Below are 17230 nucleotides of genomic sequence, written 5' to 3'. Positions count from 1 at the left end.
ATCTTACCGATGACTTGACGTACGACTGGACCCGTTGCGAGGGACAACGTTACTTCATGGACCGTGCCAAGGAGCTGGGATGTAACAATTTCGTTCTTTTCAGCAATACACCTCCCGTGCAGTACACCTATAATGGAAAAGGATTTTCCGCCAGAGGGGGACTTTCCAATCTGAAACCGGAACATTATGGTGACTTTGCAGGATATATGGCCGATGTAGCGGCCCGTTATACCGCTGAAGGCTATCACATAAGCCATATCTCACCCGTCAACGAGCCGCAGTACAACTGGGACAGCGGACAGGAGGGCAGTGGCTGGACCAATGACGAAGTGGCTGCACTGGCACGCGAGTTGGATATGTCGTTGGATGACCGGGGGCTTTCCACAGACATTCTCTTGGGCGAATCCGGTGATTGGGAGTATCTGTATAAAGTGAAAGGCGATGCCAACCGCAGTAATGTATTCTCAGCTTTCTTTACACCCGGCTCTTCCGCCTACGTGGGTGACTTGGCACACGTGAAGAATCTCATTTGCGGACACAGCTATTGGACTGACGGCACATGGGACGGTATGCGCAACGTGCGCAAGCAAGTGGCCCAGGCTGCCGGTCAGTATAATCTGGATGTTTGGCAGAGTGAATGGAGTATGCTGGGCGATAATTACAGCAGTTCCGAATTCGTGGGCTACGAGCAGGCTTCTGAGATGGATATCGCTTTCTACATGTCGAAGGTCATCCACAATGACCTCACTGTGGCTGGGGTGTCTTCCTGGAGTTACTGGACATCGATGGATGTTTCCCGTTGGGGGCATAAGAACCGTTTTCTCTTGATTTCGCTGGTACCTGCCGGTGGCGAGTATGGTGATATAGAGCAGGAGGGAAGCTATCAGGCTACTGCCACTCTTTGGGTACTGGGCAATTACAGCCGCTTTATCCGTCCGGGATACCGCCGTATTGCCCTCGACTTGAACGAATCGCGTACTTTCTTCGGTTCCGCCTGGCTTTCTCCCGAGGGGGATAAGGTAGTGGCCGTCTATACAAACATGTCTGATAAGGCGGTTCGCTTAGGTGAAACGCATGTGGGATGGAGTAATGAAGCGAAGTCAATAGCTACTTATACAACTACCGGTAGCAAGAATCTGGTGGAAGGAACGGTGGCGGCAGGCAAGCAGGTGATTCTGGAAGCCAAGAGTGTGACAACCGCGGTGTATAGCCTGAAGTAAAGAATTAGTTTAACTTCAAAGAAAATCTATATGAAAATGTATTTTAAAAATAACGGGACTGCTCTTATCTTCTTGCTGGCAATGCTGGCCGTTGCTCCGATAAAGGCGCAGGTGGCATTTGGCGATGCCGCAAAGTTCAATGACGGATGGCTGTTCCGGCTGACGGACGACTCGGCTATTGTCCGGACTGACTATGACGACAGCGGATGGCGGAAGCTTTCTTTGCCACACGATTGGTCCATAGAGGGGCAATTGTCGCCCACACTGGCCAGTTGCACCGGGTACCTGCCGGGTGGGATAGGCTGGTATCGCAAACACTTCAGGGTTGAAGACAACGCAACGCGTCATTATATCTATTTCGAAGGGGTATATAACCGGAGCGAGGTTTACCTGAACGGGCATCTGCTTGGCAAGCGGCCCAACGGCTATGTATCGTTTCTTTACGACATGACCCCTTATCTGAAGGAAGGCGACAATGTGCTGGCTGTCCGTGTAGACCATAGCCGTTATGCCGATTCACGTTGGTATACGGGTTCGGGCATCTATCGCGATGTATGGCTGGTGGCTGCTCCCGATACACATATTGCGCAATGGGGTGTGGGCTGGCATGCCGCTTCGCTGACAGACAAGCAAGCCGTCGTTGCGGTCGATGTAGAGGTGGAGAAGCACAAGGCAACTTCCGACAAACTGGAACTGAGGGCTGCACTGTACGATGCTGCCGGAAAGCAGGTGGCACAACGCCGTGTGCGTGTTGCCGATGGAAAAGAAGGCATTACCAAGCAAAGTCTTGACTTGAAAGTGTCCAAACCCCATCGTTGGAATCTGGATAATCCGTATCTGTATACATTGAAAACCGAGTTGCTTGCCAATGGCAAACGCATTGACGGCAGTGAGACCAAAGTAGGACTGCGTACGCTGGAATTTGATGCCAACAAAGGTTTTGCCCTCAACGGCAACTGGATGAAGGTAAAAGGCGTATGCTTGCATCATGATGCAGGAGTGCTGGGTGCAGTAGTGCCGCCGGAGGTATGGGAACGCCGTCTGAATAACTTGAAAGGGATTGGCGTAAATGCCATCCGCATGAGCCACAACCCACAAGCCCCCGTTCTTTATGAACTGTGTGACCGCCTGGGATTTCTTGTAATGGATGAAGTCTCTGACGAATGGGAGTTTCCAAAACGCAAATGGGTACAAGGCTGGAATGTGGGTACTCCGAATTATGACGGTACTTTCGACTTCTTCGAGGAGTGGATAGAACGGGACGTGACCGATATGGTACGTCGCGACCGCAACCATACCTGCATCTTCTTGTGGAGTATCGGCAATGAAGTGGATTATCCGAACGACCCTTATTCGCATCCCGTTCTTGATGGAGCTAAAATCAACCAGCCGATGTTCGGGGGCTATAAGCCGGATGCTCCCGATGCCATGCGTATCGGAGTCATCGCCAAGCGCCTGGCTGCTTGTGTACGTGCCGTGGACACTTCCCGTCCCGTGACCGGAGCTTTGGCAGGTGTCGTGATGTCGAACGAGACGGAGTATCCCGATGCTGTGGATGTGGTGGGGTATAACTATACGGAAAACCGCTACGACCAAGACCATGCCACTTATCCGAACCGCATTATCTATGGAAGCGAGACGGGGTCGGGGCTTGATGCCTGGTATGCCGTCCGCGACAAGGACTTCATCTTCGGGCAGTTCATCTGGACCGGTACGGATTATCTGGGTGAATCGGGCAGGTGGCCGTCCCGCGGTTTGTACACGGGTTTGCTCGATTTCGGAAGTTTCCCCAAGCCACGCGGACATTTTCGGGCTTCGTTGTGGTGCGAGAATCCGGTCACGTATGCAGGAACATATCCGGTATATGTCAATCCCAAGCATCCCGAGCATGTATTCCTTTCGCCCGATGCATGGGACATCTGGAACTATGACGAGGGGCAGAATATACGTGTGGTGTGTTATACCAATGCTCCGCAGGCACGCTTGCTGCTCGATGGCAAGGTGGTGGGCGAGATGAAACCCTATGATGAAAAGACCGGCATCATCTACTGGGATATTCCTTTCCGGGCCGGCGAGCTTCGTGCTGAGGGTTGCGATAAGGAAGGAAATGCCTTGTCAGGCTATTCCATCCGGACATCCGGACGTCCTTATGCCATTTGTGCCACGGCAGACCGCACTATTTTGTCCGGCGACCGCGTCACTGCGCACATCACCGTAGAGGTGGTTGACGAAGAAGGTACTGTTGTGAAACTTGGCGACAATGAAATTACGTGTACAGTTGAAGGACCGGCGCGTCTGCTTGGGCTCGAAGGCTCTGACAACAGTGACATGAGTGATTATACCGATAACCGTCACCGCGTATACCACGGGCGTTTGCTGGCCTATATACAGACTACCGGAGGAGAGGGGCAGGTTAAGGTAAAGTTTGCTTCCCCCTTTCTGAAAGGAACTGAAGTAAAGTTTGAAGTAAGGCAGTAGTACACTGCTATGGACTTATGTTTGTGCCATCGTATTGGCACAGTCGTGCCAGTACGATGGCAAGTCTGTGCCAGTATGGTGGCACAACTTTGCCAATGCGATGGCACGGGTTGTACATTTCTTACAGAATGTATTGCACTTCCTTGAACAGATATTCCCGTTCACTTCCTCCTTCATCCTCCAGCACGAACCGTCCGTCTTGCTCTACCCGCAGCAACCGGGCAAGGAACTTGCCGTTGGCATCTTCATAAGGGTGCAATCCCCGGCGACGGAAAAGGGAGCGGGCATACCGTGTGGATATCTCGTCGGAGTAGACGGCGAAGTCCTCCATTTGGAGACTGTTGTAGTAGATTTGTACACGTCTCAGAATATGGGCAAGGATTTCATAACGGTCGTGCTCCTTTCCGGTGATTTGTTTCAGTGAGACGGGGTTGGGTGCATCACTGTTGAAGACTTCCTGGTTGATGTTGATGCCGATTCCGGCAATGCTGCGCCTGATATGATGTCCGGAAAGGTCGTTCTCTATCAGTATACCGCAGATTTTCTTGTCTTTCCAATAAATGTCGTTCGGCCATTTGATGGTGATTTCATCAGACCATCTGCTCAGTTCTTCCTTAATGGCGAGGGAGACGATTTGTGAAAGGATGAACTGCCGGCGGGCTTCCAGAAAAGAAGGGTAGAGTACAAAGCTGAAAAGCAGGTTCTTGCCTTCTTCAGCTTCCCAGGTGTTGCCGCGCTGGCCTTTACCGGCGGTTTGGAACTCGGCAGTCACGGTTGTTAGTTCGGCAACGGATTCTTGCAACTGGTTGCAAAGCTGGCTGAGGTATTGGTTGGTCGATGCCGTTTCGTCCAATGCCACCAGCGGGAACGGGAATGTGTCAGGGCAGGGCTTCATATTCGGTACGCATTTTTTTGGTGAACTTCTTCAATACTTCTTCCATAGAGTGGTCTATCAGTTGCTTCAACAGTTTGTCGTCGACGTCACCGTCAAGGAACACCTGGTTCCAGTACTTTTTGTTGAAGTGATAGGCACCTTCGATGGCAGCATAGTGCTCCCGCAGTTCGAGTGCATATTCGGGGTCGCATTTCAGACAAATCTTGTTGGCGCTTTCCAGGTCGATAAGTGCAAACATTTTATCCATGACTTTCATCACAAGCGAGTATTCGTCGAACGGAAGGCATTCCGTGACGGCCTTTTTGCTGAGGCAATATTCGCGGGCGGTTTCTATGTCCATGATGGTATTTACGGTTTTACGGTTTACAATTTACGATTGAAATAACTCTTGCTTGTCAATTTTCAACTCTCAGAACATCGGCGGATAGAAGGCTTCTTTGAGATGCTCTATCTTGAATGCACCCGGTTCGCCTACAGCCGTTATGATGTCGAAGCGGACGGGTGCATCCAAGCAGAAGTGCTTGATATAGGCATCGGCCGCTACGACAATACGTCGTATTTTCTGCCAGTTCACGGCATCCTGCGGCTCAATGTAGTCCGTATTGCTACGGGTTTTCACTTCCACAATAATCAGTTCCTTATCTTTGTCGGCTACAATATCCAGCTCAAGGTGATTCTTTCGCCAGTTACGGTCACGTATGGTGTAACCGTTCTGTTCCAAGTATTTGGCAGCGGCGTCTTCACCGGCTTTTCCAAGAATATTGTGTGCACTCATTATTCTGCGTGTCTGGCAGGCATCAGCATGCCGTCGTGTCCAGGACGGAAGATAGCGGGCAACTTATAAGTTTTACCATCCAATGTATTGACCACTGCACTGCGCGTTTGGGGGGCTGGATTTGTACCGGTAATCAGTTCAATGGCCTTGGCATACAGAGGTTCTTCATTGTTTCCATAATCTTTATGAATATAGAATACACCTTGTTCGTTATAAGGATTGGTTTCGTCCATCAATATATCGGGTTCAAATCCTTTTTCATACTCCCCGAATCCTTTGGCGTTATAGCTTTGGAAGGTGATAGGAACAACACGATATGTGTTATTTCGGACAGTGTACTCCTCATATTCCATACCTACGTTCTTACCAGTGGTCTTTTCACCTATAAGTATTACGTCCAAATCTATTCCTTCTAAGGAATTAATGACGAGTTCACTGGCAGAGGCCGTTCCATTTCCGACAAGGCAGTAGACGCGGGGAAGATTGAGGCTTCCGGCTGATAAGGAAGTACCCAAGTTGGGGTAACTGGAGTATGCAAATAATTCATCTTCCCGTTTGTTATTGAGTTTTGCCATTCTTTCATCATTGTATCGTAAACTGCTGAATACTTTACCTTGAGAAGCAGTACCGGCAATATAAGTCGCTATCAGATTAGCTGACATGGTATGCCCACCACCATTGTACCGCAAGTCCAGAATCAAATCTGTGACGTTCTTGTTCTTAAAATCTTTGAAAACATTGAATAATTCTTGGTCAAAGCTTGCCTCGAACCCAGAATAAACGAGGTAACCGATTCTATGTCCTTCTATGTCTTCCTTGACATTACTGAAGATGACGGGGTTGTTGTATGTGGCTTTGGAAGTTATGGTGTATTCCTTTTGCCCGGTAATGGTGCCTCCTTCTACGACATCTTCTGTCAAAGTATAGTTGATAGTTGCATCTGGTGACAATATGTCGTAATAGAAGTTATTAATATTGTTATTATTTATCTTCTTTCCATTTATCAGGCTTATCATTGCTCCTCGTTTGAGTCCAGCTTCGGAGGCCGGTGAATCGGGATATACACCTTGGAGGCAGAAATAAATGGTATTTTCTGCTTGTGTGCCAATGCTTATGGGGGTTATACCGGTGATACCGAAACTATATGCCAGTTCCTTGTTTACAATTTTGGTGGTACGGGTTGAACTAATATTGGGCAATAGCTGGATATAAGAGAAAAGATTATAATATGTCTTGCCGTCGCTACCGACATATGTTTTTTTATCCAATGTATTGGTAGTCATACTTCCCAATGCATCATAGAAGAAGTCTTCATAGCCTTTGTTATGGTCAAGATTCAACGTTTTGTATTCATCGTTCCAGAGATACATTTCCCTCAGATATTCATCAACTTTTGCGTTAATCTCCATATCTTCAGTGGTTTGGGGAACACTGGTCCCCTTTTGTGTAACTTCAAAACTTGCAGGAGAATAGCCGTCTATATTAATGGAAATTCTGGCTGTCCGGTCGGTGGTGGAACTTGTACTTACAGATAATTTCAAGGTGCTTTGTCCTTTTGTACCCGAGGTCGTATTCAGTTTGCACCAATCCGCTCCTGAGGTGACGGAAGCTACCCATTTGGCTGCAGCATTGAAGCTTACAGACAACTCATTATCCTGGCTGATCTCCAGGGATTTTCCCTCTGTCCAACTCTGATTGGTTATGCCGGTATTAAGTTTATTATCGTCATCGTCACTACATGAGATAAAACTTATACTGAACAATGTGAGTAGAAAGAAACTAAGATAATTTACATGTTTCATACCTTTTAAATTTAGAACTCTCCAAAAATACGTTTTTAATTACTAAATTAAAATGTTTTTAAGAAATACTTTAAGTTTACCGGTCAAAAAAATATTTCAGTGCTATTTAAGTGTTTCCGATATAAAAATTACGTAGGTTCGTTTTGTTTTTACAGAAGTAAAAGTAATTTTGCAGGAAATATGAGAAAGAGAGATAAAACGTGTGCGAAAGCAACGCCCGAAGAACCGAAACGCGAGCAGCGCATGGTATGCCTGATGAGCGAGGAAGAGCAGCGGATTGTGGACCGTTATCTGGAGAAATACAAGATAACGAACAAGTCGCGTTGGCTGCGGGAGACTATTCTCATGTTTATCCATAAGAATATGGAAGAGGATTATCCTACTTTGTTCGGTGAGCACGACATGAGGAGGTGAAAATTAAAAATTAAAGGGGGTGGCGTTGGACGATAGCTATTATATGAAGCAGGCGCTTTTGGAAGCCCATAAGGCCGGTGAACGGGGAGAAGTTCCCGTAGGTGCAGTTGTGGTGTGCAAGGACCGTATCATAGCTCGTGCCCATAATTTGACGGAGACTTTGACGGATGTCACCGCCCATGCCGAGATGCAAGCCATTACCGCTGCCGCTGCAACTCTTGGCGGCAAATATCTGAATGAATGTACTCTCTATGTCACAGTGGAACCCTGCGTGATGTGTGCTGGTGCCATTGCCTGGGCGCAGATGGGACGTCTGGTGTTTGGTGCTGAAGATGAGAAAAGAGGGTATCAGCGCTATGCCTCGCAGGCATTGCATCCCAAAACACAAGTAGTAAAAGGAATTCTGGCAGATGAATGTGCCGCCCTGATGAAAGAGTTCTTTGCCGCCAAGCGCAAATAATCTCTAATCCTTTATCCCTAATCTCTACTCTTTGATTTCTTCAAAATCCACATACTCTCCCTCGTCTTTGGAGAACAGTTTCTTGTGGCGGGGGCGTATTTCACCTTCTTCAGTTTGTGCCTCCTCAGACGATTGTCTATTATCATTGTAGGAATACCCTCCCGGCTGGTAATTACCATTTCCTTTTTGGTAGGGACCGGAGTTGGAGGAAGTACGGCGTCCGCCCAATCCGAATATGTTCCGGATGACAGTACCGATAATGCTGAGGCCAATGAGCAGAATGGCAATTATGATGATGAATAAAAATCCTAAAATATGAAACATGGGCTAATGTCTTTTTATGTGTTCGTTTTCTGCGAACTTCAATACAACAACCGTGCCAAAGATTTGTTTATTTACTTTTCCTTGTAATAAGCGAAAGCAGTATATACCAGACGATGATTGCAGAAAAGCTGCAGATTCCCAAGAAGATGAGGAACGGAATGCAGACAAGCAGGAAAATGAAGCTTGTTTTATTGTCTTTCCATGACAGATTCTTGAATTTGAGTGAGAACATTGGAATCTCCGATACAAGCAGCCATGAGAAAAGGCAGACCAGCAGCAACAGATAAACCGGATGGAAATTGCTGCTCACCAGCCAGTCGTGAGCGCCCGTCACCAATGAAGCCCAGAACAAGGCGTTTGCCGGGACGGGAAGTCCTACGAAAGAGCTCGTCTGGCGGGTATCGTTGTTGAACTTGGCAAGCCGCAGTGCAGAGAATACGGACAAAAGAAATGCGAGATAGGGGAAAACGCCGGCCAAGCTTTCCATTGCGCCCGAATAGTCCATTTCCTTGAACAAGGAAAATACAATCAGGGAAGGGGCCACTCCGAAACTGACATCATCTGCCAGAGAATCCAAATCCTTGCCGATAATGGAGTGTGCGTCCAGTGCACGTGCCATCATGCCATCGAAGAAATCGAATACGGCACTGAAGATAATGAAAGCGAGTGCCCATTCATATCTGGCTTCGAATGCCATGACACAAGCAATACACCCGGAGAATAGGTTCAGGCAGGTCAGAGTATTTGGAATATGGCGGGTAATGCAGTTTGCCATTGTTGTTCTTTTATTATTTAAGTTTGGCTATCACAGTCTGATTGCCGGTAGTCAGTTGTCCTAGTTTAACGAATACTTCGGTGCCCAACGGTAGAAAGACATCCACGCGGGAGCCGAATTTGATGAAACCCATATGTTCGTCAATATAGCATTCCTCGCCCGGTTCGGCATAGGTCACGATGCGGCGCGCCATGGCTCCGGCTATCTGTCGTGCCATAATCTCCACGCCTTCCGGAGTTTCTATTACTACGGTGGAACGCTCGTTGTCGGTGCTGGCTTTGGGCAGCCAGGCTTTCATGAACTTCCCGTTTTTGTGCCATACCTTCTTTACCGTACCATCTACCGGATACCAGTTGGCGTGTACATTAACCAGACTCATGAATATAGATACCATGATACGGCGGTCGTGGAAGTATTCGTTTTCCTCCACTTCTTCCACCACTACGATTTTACCGTCGGCAGGAGCTACCACGACTTTCTCCGTTTCTTGTCCGAACAAACGGATGGGGCAGCGGAAGAAGTTCACGAGTATGCCATATACTATGAGGCTGATGACCGCTACTACGTAAAAAGGAACTTTGCATTCCAATCCGAAGTAAAGGGCAGTGTTGACAGCCAGAATCAGAACCAGGCTGCCTGCCAATGTATGTGTTCCTTCACGGTGTATGCGTATCTTTTTTAATCTTTTTAATCGACCCATGTATATCGTATTTGCTAATTTAGATAGAAATTATCTGCAAAAATAGGCTTATTTTGAAAATCTAACAAGGATTTGGAGAGAGAAATGTGCATGTTGATAACTTTTTGGGAAATATTTTTGTTAGCTGTGATAGAGGTTGTAATTTTAGGCTCTCAATAGAAAGGATATATATGCAAGATTTTGTTCATTTACATGTCCATACCCAATACTCTCTTCTGGATGGTCAGGCAAGTGTCAGCAGGCTGGTTGACAAGGCCATGAAGGATGGTATGAAAGGCATTGCCGTGACCGACCATGGAAATATGTTCGGTATCAAGGAGTTCACCAACTATGTCAACAAGAAGAACAGCGGGCCAAAGGGGGAGATAAAGGACCTCAAGAAAAGGATTGCCGGTATTGAAAGCGGTGAGATAGAGTGTGAAGACAAGGAAGCGGAGATTGCCGATTGTCGTGCCAAGATGGCAGAAGCGGAAAGCAAGCTGTTCAAGCCGATTGTAGGCTGTGAAATGTATGTGGCCCGCCGAACCATGGATAAGAAGGAGGGGAAGCCGGACCAGAGTGGCTATCACCTGATTGTGCTGGCAAAGAATGAGAAGGGGTATCACAATCTGATAAAACTTGTATCGCATGCCTGGACAAGGGGATACTATATGCGTCCGCGTACAGACCGCAGTGAACTGGAAAAGTACCATGAGGGGCTGATTGTCTGCTCGGCTTGTATCGGTGGCGAGGTTCCTAAGAAGATTATCAATGACCAGCTGGAAGAGGCAGAAGAAGCTGTACGCTGGTATAAGAATCTGTTTGGCGATGATTACTATCTGGAGCTTCAGCGCCATAAAGCCACTGTTCCCCGTGCCAACCACGAAGCCTATCCGCTTCAGCAGAAGGCGAATGCCAAGTTGCTGGAGCTTGCCCGGAAATATGACATTAAGGTTATCTGCTCCAATGACGTCCACTTTGTGGATGAAGAGAATGCAGAAGCGCACGACCGCCTGATTTGTCTGAGCACGGGTAAAGATCTGGATGACCCTACCCGAATGCTTTATACCAAGCAGGAATGGATGAAGACAAAGGCTGAGATGAACGCCTTGTTTGAGGATGTTCCCGAAGCCTTGTCCAATACCTTGGAGATTTTGGACAAGGTGGAATATTATTCCATCGACCACGCTCCTATTATGCCTACGTTTGCTATTCCGGAAGATTTCGGAACGGAAGAGGGCTATCGGCAGAAATATACCGAAAAGGACTTATTTGATGAGTTTACCCAGGATGAAAACGGCAAGGTGGTGCTGGATGAGGATGCCGCCAATGCCAAGATAAAGCGTCTGGGGGGCTACGACAAGCTGTACCGTATCAAGCTGGAAGCCGACTATCTGGCAAAATTGGCATTCGACGGTGCTAAAAAACTGTACGGTGATCCCTTGTCCGACGAGGTGAAGGAACGTCTGGTCTTTGAGCTGTACATCATGAAGACGATGGGTTTCCCGGGATACTTCTTGATTGTGCAGGACTTTATCAATGCCGCCCGCACACAGCTGGGCGTTTCGGTAGGACCGGGACGTGGTTCGGCTGCCGGCTCGGCGGTGGCCTATTGCTTGGGCATCACGAAAATAGACCCGATTCAATACGACCTTCTGTTCGAGCGTTTCTTGAATCCCGACCGTATCTCTTTGCCTGATATCGATGTGGACTTCGATGATGACGGGCGTGGAGAAGTGCTCCGCTGGGTGACGGAGAAGTACGGGCAAGAGAAGGTGGCGCACATCATTACATATGGCACGATGGCGACCAAGATGGCCATCAAGGACGTGGCGCGCGTGCAGAAACTGCCTTTGAGCGAATCGGACCGTCTGTGCAAGCTCGTGCCGGATAAGATTCCCGACAAGAAACTCAACCTGCCCAATGCCATTGCCTACGTGCCCGAATTGCAGGCTGCGGAGGCTTCGCCCGATCCCCTGGTGCGCGATACGATGAAATATGCCAAGATGCTGGAAGGTAATGTACGCGGTACGGGTGTGCATGCCTGCGGTACTATTATTTGCCGTGACGACATCACGGATTGGGTACCCGTCAGCACGGCGGATGATAAGGAGACGGGCGAGAAGATGCTCGTTACCCAATACGAAGGTTCCGTCATCGAAGATACGGGACTTATCAAGATGGACTTCCTCGGACTGAAAACCTTGTCCATCATTAAGGAAGCCGTTGCCAATGTACGTCTGCACCGCGGCTTGGAACTCGACATCGACAAGATATCCATTTCCGACCCTGCTACCTATAAACTCTATTGCGACGGCCGCACCATCGGTACGTTCCAGTTTGAATCGGCCGGTATGCAGAAATATCTGCGTGAGTTGCAACCGAGCACTTTCGAGGATTTGATTGCCATGAATGCCCTCTACCGTCCGGGTCCTATGGATTATATCCCCGACTTCATCGACCGTAAGTGGGGACGCAAGCCCATCGAGTATGACATCCCCATCATGGAGAAGTATCTGAAGGATACCTACGGCATTACGGTCTACCAGGAGCAGGTCATGCTTCTGTCGCGTTTGCTGGCGGACTTCACCCGTGGTGAGTCCGATGCCTTGCGTAAGGCGATGGGTAAGAAACTGCGTGACAAGCTGGACCACATGAAGCCGAAATTCATTTCGGGTGGACAAAAGAACGGCCACGACCCGAAAGTGCTTGAGAAAATCTGGGCCGACTGGGAAAAGTTTGCGTCCTATGCCTTCAACAAGTCACATGCCACTTGCTATTCGTGGGTGGCCTATCAGACGGCTTTCCTCAAGGCCAACTATCCGGCCGAATACATGGCGGCGGTCATGAGCCGAAGTTTGGCGAATATTACCGATATAACCAAACTGATGGACGAATGCAAGGCAATGGGCATAAATACATTGGGGCCGGATGTGAATGAAAGTAACCTGAAGTTCACCGTGAACAAGGAAGGCAATATCCGTTTTGGTCTTGGCGCGGTGAAAGGGGTAGGCGAGGGTGCTGTGCAGAGCATCATGGAGGAACGCGAGAAGAATGGTCCTTTCAAGGGTATATTTGATTTTGTGCAGCGTGTCAATCTGACAGCCTGCAACAAGAAGAATCTGGAATGTCTTGCTTTGGCGGGCGGGTTCGACAGCTTCCCGGAGCTGAAGCGAGAGCAGTATTTTGCCGTAAATTCCAAGAACGAGGTCTTCCTCGAAACCTTGGTGCGGTATGGTAACCGTTACCAGGCCGACCAGGCTGCGGCTGCAAACTCCTTGTTCGGCGGTGAGAATGTGGTGGATATCGCCACTCCGGAAATACCGGTAGCGGAACGTTGGAGCGACCTCGACCGTTTGAACCGGGAGCGCGATTTGGTAGGTATCTATCTGTCCGCACACCCGTTGGATGAGTATTCCGTAGTTCTGGAGCATGTTTGCAACACTCACATGACAGAGCTGGAAGATAAGACGGCACTTGTGGGACGCGAAATAACAATGGGTGGCATCGTGACCGCCGTGCGTCGCGGTATCAGCAAAAATGGAAATCCTTACGGCATAGCCAAGATTGAAGACTATTCCGGTTCGGCAGAGCTTCCTTTCTTCGGAAATGATTGGGTGACCTATCAGGGGTATCTGGGTGAACGTACCTTCTTGTTCATCAAAGCCCGTTGCCAGCCCAAGCAATGGCGGCAGGATGAGTTGGAGCTGAAGATAACCTCCATGGAACTGTTGCCTGACGTCAAGGAGAAACTGATTGAGAAGATAACCATTCTCATTCCGCTGAGTGTGCTGAACAAGGCTTTGATAACTGAACTGGCAGAACTGACCAAGGAACGTCCGGGCAGTACGGAGCTTTATTTCAAAGTCAGAGATGAGGATAGCAAGATGACGGTCGATTTGATTTCCCGTCCCGTGAAGCTTTCCGTGGGGCGTGAACTGATTACTTATTTAAAAGAGCGTCCGGACCTTGAGTTCAGGATTAATTAGTTATCTTTGTTGGAAAACGAAGATAGGCTGCACCTCGGCATAAAAAATGAACAAGTTCATTTTGTTTTGCATTCGGTTTGCACTATCTTTGCTTCGAAAGCGAAGGTTGATAAAACGCAATTGACAGTAAATTAATAATTATAGTTGACATTTAATATTAAAAGAAATGGCTTTAGAAATTACAGACAGCAATTTTCAAGAAATCCTGGCAGAGGGAAAGCCGGTCGTTATGGATTTCTGGGCACCTTGGTGCGGCCCTTGTAAGATGGTGGGACCAATCATCGATGAATTGGCTACTGAATATGAAGGAAAGGTGATTATTGGCAAATGTGACGTGGATGAGAACGGTGATGTGGCTGCCGAATATGGTATACGCAACATCCCTACAGTCTTGTTCTTCAAGAATGGAGAGCTGGTGGACAAGCAGGTAGGTTCTGCTCCGAAATCTGCTTACGTGGCCAAGATAGAAGCGATATTATAAGGTACTATTTGACGATTTACGATTTACCCTTTCGGCATCATGGCGCAGCTAAATAGTAAATAGTAAATAGTAAATCGTCAAATAGTCAATAACATTAACCCTTTAAGCAATAGTAAGTATGGGAATGGAAGACGATTTTTTGCAGAATGATGTCGATGATGAAAAGACCATCGAGTACATCAAGAATTATTTGCCGCAGGAGTTGAAAGAGAAGTTCTCTGACGACGAGTTCTATTATTTTCTCGATTTGATTGACGAGTACTATTCCGAGAGCGGCATCCTTGATGCACAGCCGGATGCGGATGGGTACATCGAGATTGATTTGGGGAAAATCGTGGACTATATTGTCAAGGAAGCCCATAAGGATGAGATGGGTGACTATGATCCGGAAGAAATCCTTTTCATCGTACAAGGTGAGATGGAATATACGGAATCTTTGGACGAAGAATAGTCTGTATCAAAAGTATAGGAAAATCGCGGATGAGCATGGCTTCATCCGCGATTTTTTGTTTTTATGTGACCGGTGGCGTATTCAGAAAAAAGAAGATGGACGTACCGATGAGAATGACACCCAATACACCGTAGAACAGGCGAGCTTGTCGCCGCCCTACATTTTGTACGATAAACTGGGTGTTTCGGGCAGTAAAGAACCAGTTCCAGTCCAATATGGCTGCCAGCAAGGCGATGATGCCTGCGACGGCAAAAATCCCTTGAACGATGTATTGGCTCATGGAGAACTAAAAATTATAAATTAAAAATTAAAAAGAGGGGGGAGGGGTTATTCAAAGTCTTCCAGGGTGACTTTCCGCTCTCCGTTCTCTATTTCCTCAATGGTCACTTTGATGGTATTACCCGGCAGAAGCTCCTCTACCAGCTCCGGCCATTCTATGAAGCAGAGGGCGCCGCTGTAGAAGTAATCTTCGTAACCCATGTCATACACTTCTTCCAGTTTCTTGATGCGGTAGAAGTCGAAATGGTAAATCAGTTCGCCGGCAGTGTCGGAACGGTATTCGTTGACAATGGCGAAGGTAGGGGAGGTGATGACGTCGGAAACGCCCAACTCCTCGCAAACGGCTTTGATGAAAGTTGTCTTGCCCGCCCCCATTTTTCCGTAAAGAGCGAAGACGGTATTATCACCCATTTCAGCGATGAACTGGCGGGCGGCTTCGTGAATCTGGTCTAATGACTGAATTTTGATTTCCATTGTGTCTTTTGATTTAGCGTTGCAAATATAGCCAAAAACTTTTTCCTGTCTTGCAAATGGCATAGATAATGATGGAAAAGAATATGATGGATGCACCCGAGGGGACATTCAAGTAGAAAGAAATCATCAGCCCGCCCAGGCAACTGAGGTAACCGATGCCGATGGAAAGCCAGATGATGCGGTGGAACCGGTGCGAGAACAAGTTGGCGGTCATCTGCGGAACGGTGAGCAGCGAAATGACCAGCACGATGCCCACCATGCGCAGGCATGCCACGATGGTCAGCGCAATGAACATCATCAGTACATATTCGAATACCTGCACCGGAATACCTTGCGAGCGGGCAAACTCCCGGTCGAAGGCTACGTAGATGATGGGATGGAGATACAGCGCGAAAAACAGTATCAGCAGCAGGGCAAGCCCTCCCAATAGAGCGATGTTGCTCCAGGTAATCGTGAGAATGTTGCCGAAGAGATAGGCGGACAAGTCGGGTGCGAATCCCGGCGAGAGGAAAGTGAACATGATGCCCAGTGCCATGCCCAATGTCCAGAATACGGCAATGGCGGAGTCTTCCCGCATGTCCTTCCGTTTGCTGAGCCACTCTACACCGAAAGCGGACAAGACTGCAAACAAGGCTGCCGACAGAATGGGGGAAATGCCGGTATACAATCCCAGGCCGATACCGCCAAAAGATGCATGCGTCAATCCGCCGCTGATGAACACTAGTCTCCGGGTAACGATGTACGTGCCTATCAGCCCGCAAGCAATGCTTGCCAGCAGACTGCCGATGAGGGCATGTTGGAAAAAAGTGTATTGCAGTAGCTCCATTTATTCAATTAAAAATTAAGAATTAAAAATTAAAAGTTGGATGTGGAGTGTTAGGAATGGGGGGTGAGACGGCGTTCGCCGATGATGAGGAACACTTCATCCTTGATGTTATCCGGCAAGGCTATGCCACGCAGTTGCAGGCTGCGCACCCATCCGGCTACGTCCGTGTCTTGCATGGTGTAGAACACGTCGCGGAACTCGTCTTCCTGCTCGGGAGTATAGGCATCGGGAGCGGTGCCGATGTATTTGTCCAGTTCTTCGTCATCGTAATATTCTATTTGCTTGCTGACGGCTGCCAGCAGGCTGTCACGTTCGCAGATTTCATGCTGTCCGCAGCACTCGGCATCCACTTCCTGCACTTCGGGCATGGCGTCCAGTTCGCCGCGGTCTATCTTCTTCTGCAGTTTCCGGTTGCGTATAATTCCGGCTGTGGCTGCCACGAGGGCAAGGACAATCAGGCTAATAATCAATATCCACATGGGCTTCCTTTTCTTGAAAAACATGTTCCATTAATAGAACGGACAAAGATACACATTGTTTTGTACACGACAAAATAATGAGTCAGATTGCAGGTAGGCAGATTACTTCCACCCGACGCAGGCATTACTTGCCTGGAACGCAGTATAAAACTACTTTGGATGCATCCTAATCTTAGAATGTATCCTTTATTCCTAAGAATAAAGGTTATATTCTTAAGAATAAAGGCTGTATTTCTAAGAATAAAAGCTTTATTCTAAGATTGCATTGCATCTTGGCAGACTTTAAATCCCGCCTTTTGCAAGTCTTGCCAGTAAGCAGGGTAAGATTTGGTAACGACCTGTGGTTCATTTATCCGTATTTGGGGCAGTACAAGGCAGGCGGGGGCAAATGCCATGGCCATACGGGGGTCTTCGTAGGTGGCGATGACG

The 17230-nt window shown here is 48.1% G+C and carries 18 protein-coding genes and 1 pseudogene; 7 read left to right on the top strand and 12 right to left on the bottom strand.

The window, feature by feature from the left end:
• Both ABUA47_RS10410 and ABUA47_RS10405 read left to right on the top strand, forming a co-directional pair.
• Positions 1-1220 (top strand): glycoside hydrolase (locus ABUA47_RS10410; protein WP_349831588.1); only part of this gene is annotated, 1220 nt, incomplete at its 5' end.
• Positions 1221-1256: 36 nt separating this feature from the next.
• Positions 1257-3698: a sugar-binding domain-containing protein gene (locus ABUA47_RS10405; RefSeq protein WP_118067109.1), complete on the top strand. Its 2442-nt coding sequence runs from the start codon at positions 1257-1259 to the stop codon at positions 3696-3698.
• Between the two features lie 121 nt (positions 3699-3819).
• Here the strand turns inward: ABUA47_RS10405 and ABUA47_RS10400 are convergent, their stop codons facing one another.
• From ABUA47_RS10400 to ABUA47_RS10385, 4 genes are all read right to left on the bottom strand, one after another.
• Entirely contained in the window at positions 3820-4593 is a 774-nt protein-coding gene (locus ABUA47_RS10400) for a biotin--[acetyl-CoA-carboxylase] ligase (protein ID WP_005835105.1), read from the bottom strand.
• Complete coding sequence (locus tag ABUA47_RS10395) at positions 4577-4933, bottom strand: MmcQ/YjbR family DNA-binding protein (RefSeq protein ID WP_025834268.1); 357 nt, start codon at positions 4931-4933, stop codon at positions 4577-4579. Before ABUA47_RS10395 ends, ABUA47_RS10400 begins: the two co-directional genes overlap by 17 nt.
• Positions 4934-5002: 69 nt before the next feature.
• On the bottom strand, positions 5003-5368 hold the full coding sequence (locus ABUA47_RS10390; RefSeq protein WP_117681224.1) for a YraN family protein: 366 nt from the start codon (positions 5366-5368) through the stop codon (positions 5003-5005).
• Positions 5368-7170 (bottom strand): S41 family peptidase, encoded by a 1803-nt coding sequence (locus ABUA47_RS10385; protein WP_349824492.1) that lies wholly within the window; start codon positions 7168-7170, stop codon positions 5368-5370. Before ABUA47_RS10385 ends, ABUA47_RS10390 begins: the two co-directional genes overlap by 1 nt.
• A gap of 180 nt (positions 7171-7350) precedes the next feature.
• On the opposite strand from ABUA47_RS10385, the gene ABUA47_RS10380 reads away from it, so the two are divergent.
• Together ABUA47_RS10380 and ABUA47_RS10375 are read left to right on the top strand one after the other, a co-directional pair.
• Complete coding sequence (locus ABUA47_RS10380) at positions 7351-7584, top strand: hypothetical protein (protein ID WP_005824205.1); 234 nt, start codon at positions 7351-7353, stop codon at positions 7582-7584.
• Between the two features lie 25 nt (positions 7585-7609).
• Positions 7610-8044 (top strand): nucleoside deaminase, encoded by a 435-nt coding sequence (locus ABUA47_RS10375; RefSeq protein ID WP_009037193.1) that lies wholly within the window; start codon positions 7610-7612, stop codon positions 8042-8044.
• 24 nt (positions 8045-8068) lie between these two features.
• Here ABUA47_RS10375 and ABUA47_RS10370 read toward each other — a convergent pair whose 3' ends face one another.
• From ABUA47_RS10370 to ABUA47_RS10360, 3 genes are all read right to left on the bottom strand, one after another.
• Positions 8069-8368 (bottom strand): DUF4834 family protein, encoded by a 300-nt coding sequence (locus ABUA47_RS10370; protein WP_005824202.1) that lies wholly within the window; start codon positions 8366-8368, stop codon positions 8069-8071.
• A gap of 67 nt (positions 8369-8435) precedes the next feature.
• Complete coding sequence (pssA, locus tag ABUA47_RS10365; protein ID WP_005835110.1) at positions 8436-9143, bottom strand: CDP-diacylglycerol--serine O-phosphatidyltransferase; 708 nt, start codon at positions 9141-9143, stop codon at positions 8436-8438.
• A 13-nt stretch (positions 9144-9156) separates the two neighbouring features.
• Entirely contained in the window at positions 9157-9843 is a 687-nt protein-coding gene (locus tag ABUA47_RS10360; RefSeq protein WP_005824199.1) for a phosphatidylserine decarboxylase family protein, read from the bottom strand.
• A gap of 170 nt (positions 9844-10013) precedes the next feature.
• Between ABUA47_RS10360 and dnaE the strand changes: the two genes are divergently transcribed.
• The 3 genes from dnaE to ABUA47_RS10345 all read left to right on the top strand — a co-directional run bounded on the left by dnaE (position 10014) and on the right by ABUA47_RS10345 (position 14743).
• Positions 10014-13811: a DNA polymerase III subunit alpha gene (dnaE, locus tag ABUA47_RS10355; RefSeq protein WP_005824197.1), complete on the top strand. Its 3798-nt coding sequence runs from the start codon at positions 10014-10016 to the stop codon at positions 13809-13811.
• A gap of 166 nt (positions 13812-13977) precedes the next feature.
• Positions 13978-14292 carry a thioredoxin gene (gene trxA / locus ABUA47_RS10350; protein ID WP_005824191.1) on the top strand — a complete coding sequence of 105 codons (315 nt, stop codon included), beginning with the start codon at positions 13978-13980 and terminating at the stop codon, positions 14290-14292.
• 118 nt (positions 14293-14410) lie between these two features.
• Positions 14411-14743, top strand: coding sequence for a hypothetical protein (locus ABUA47_RS10345; RefSeq protein ID WP_005824189.1), 333 nt, complete (start codon positions 14411-14413; stop codon positions 14741-14743).
• A 61-nt stretch (positions 14744-14804) separates the two neighbouring features.
• Here ABUA47_RS10345 and ABUA47_RS10340 read toward each other — a convergent pair whose 3' ends face one another.
• The 5 genes and pseudogenes from ABUA47_RS10340 to ABUA47_RS10320 all read right to left on the bottom strand — a co-directional run.
• Positions 14805-15023 (bottom strand): immunity 17 family protein, encoded by a 219-nt coding sequence (locus ABUA47_RS10340; RefSeq protein WP_005835118.1) that lies wholly within the window; start codon positions 15021-15023, stop codon positions 14805-14807.
• 47 nt (positions 15024-15070) lie between these two features.
• The gene (tsaE, locus tag ABUA47_RS10335; protein WP_005824185.1) at positions 15071-15496 is read right to left on the bottom strand and encodes a tRNA (adenosine(37)-N6)-threonylcarbamoyltransferase complex ATPase subunit type 1 TsaE; all 426 of its coding nucleotides are present in this window, start codon (positions 15494-15496) and stop codon (positions 15071-15073) included.
• Between the two features lie 13 nt (positions 15497-15509).
• Complete coding sequence (locus ABUA47_RS10330) at positions 15510-16322, bottom strand: metal ABC transporter permease (RefSeq protein ID WP_118067111.1); 813 nt, start codon at positions 16320-16322, stop codon at positions 15510-15512.
• Between the two features lie 50 nt (positions 16323-16372).
• Positions 16373-16801 carry a phospholipase gene (locus ABUA47_RS10325; RefSeq protein WP_117588708.1) on the bottom strand — a complete coding sequence of 143 codons (429 nt, stop codon included), beginning with the start codon at positions 16799-16801 and terminating at the stop codon, positions 16373-16375.
• A gap of 254 nt (positions 16802-17055) precedes the next feature.
• Positions 17056-17230, bottom strand: a pseudogene (locus ABUA47_RS10320) (3-phosphoshikimate 1-carboxyvinyltransferase); the annotation flags it as partial.

Origin of the sequence: Bacteroides sp. RTP31139st1_H2_RTP31139_211217, from assembly GCF_040227615.1 — a bacterium.
In the GTDB taxonomy this organism is placed as follows: domain Bacteria; phylum Bacteroidota; class Bacteroidia; order Bacteroidales; family Bacteroidaceae; genus Bacteroides; species Bacteroides uniformis.
This window is presented reverse-complemented; position numbering and strand designations above follow the sequence as displayed.

Coding starts and splice junctions, on each gene's coding strand:
- ABUA47_RS10395 (WP_025834268.1), bottom strand. CDS start 4,933: ATGGACATAGAAACCGCCCGCGAATATTGCCTCAGCAAAAAGGCCGTC.
- pssA (WP_005835110.1), bottom strand. CDS start 9,143: ATGGCAAACTGCATTACCCGCCATATTCCAAATACTCTGACCTGCCTG.
- ABUA47_RS10370 (WP_005824202.1), bottom strand. CDS start 8,368: ATGTTTCATATTTTAGGATTTTTATTCATCATCATAATTGCCATTCTG.
- ABUA47_RS10380 (WP_005824205.1), top strand. CDS start 7,351: ATGAGAAAGAGAGATAAAACGTGTGCGAAAGCAACGCCCGAAGAACCG.
- ABUA47_RS10345 (WP_005824189.1), top strand. CDS start 14,411: ATGGGAATGGAAGACGATTTTTTGCAGAATGATGTCGATGATGAAAAG.
- ABUA47_RS10385 (WP_349824492.1), bottom strand. CDS start 7,170: ATGAAACATGTAAATTATCTTAGTTTCTTTCTACTCACATTGTTCAGT.
- tsaE (WP_005824185.1), bottom strand. CDS start 15,496: ATGGAAATCAAAATTCAGTCATTAGACCAGATTCACGAAGCCGCCCGC.
- ABUA47_RS10400 (WP_005835105.1), bottom strand. CDS start 4,593: ATGAAGCCCTGCCCTGACACATTCCCGTTCCCGCTGGTGGCATTGGAC.
- ABUA47_RS10340 (WP_005835118.1), bottom strand. CDS start 15,023: ATGAGCCAATACATCGTTCAAGGGATTTTTGCCGTCGCAGGCATCATC.
- trxA (WP_005824191.1), top strand. CDS start 13,978: ATGGCTTTAGAAATTACAGACAGCAATTTTCAAGAAATCCTGGCAGAG.
- ABUA47_RS10405 (WP_118067109.1), top strand. CDS start 1,257: ATGTATTTTAAAAATAACGGGACTGCTCTTATCTTCTTGCTGGCAATG.
- ABUA47_RS10330 (WP_118067111.1), bottom strand. CDS start 16,322: ATGGAGCTACTGCAATACACTTTTTTCCAACATGCCCTCATCGGCAGT.
- ABUA47_RS10325 (WP_117588708.1), bottom strand. CDS start 16,801: ATGTGGATATTGATTATTAGCCTGATTGTCCTTGCCCTCGTGGCAGCC.
- ABUA47_RS10390 (WP_117681224.1), bottom strand. CDS start 5,368: ATGAGTGCACACAATATTCTTGGAAAAGCCGGTGAAGACGCCGCTGCC.
- dnaE (WP_005824197.1), top strand. CDS start 10,014: ATGCAAGATTTTGTTCATTTACATGTCCATACCCAATACTCTCTTCTG.
- ABUA47_RS10360 (WP_005824199.1), bottom strand. CDS start 9,843: ATGGGTCGATTAAAAAGATTAAAAAAGATACGCATACACCGTGAAGGA.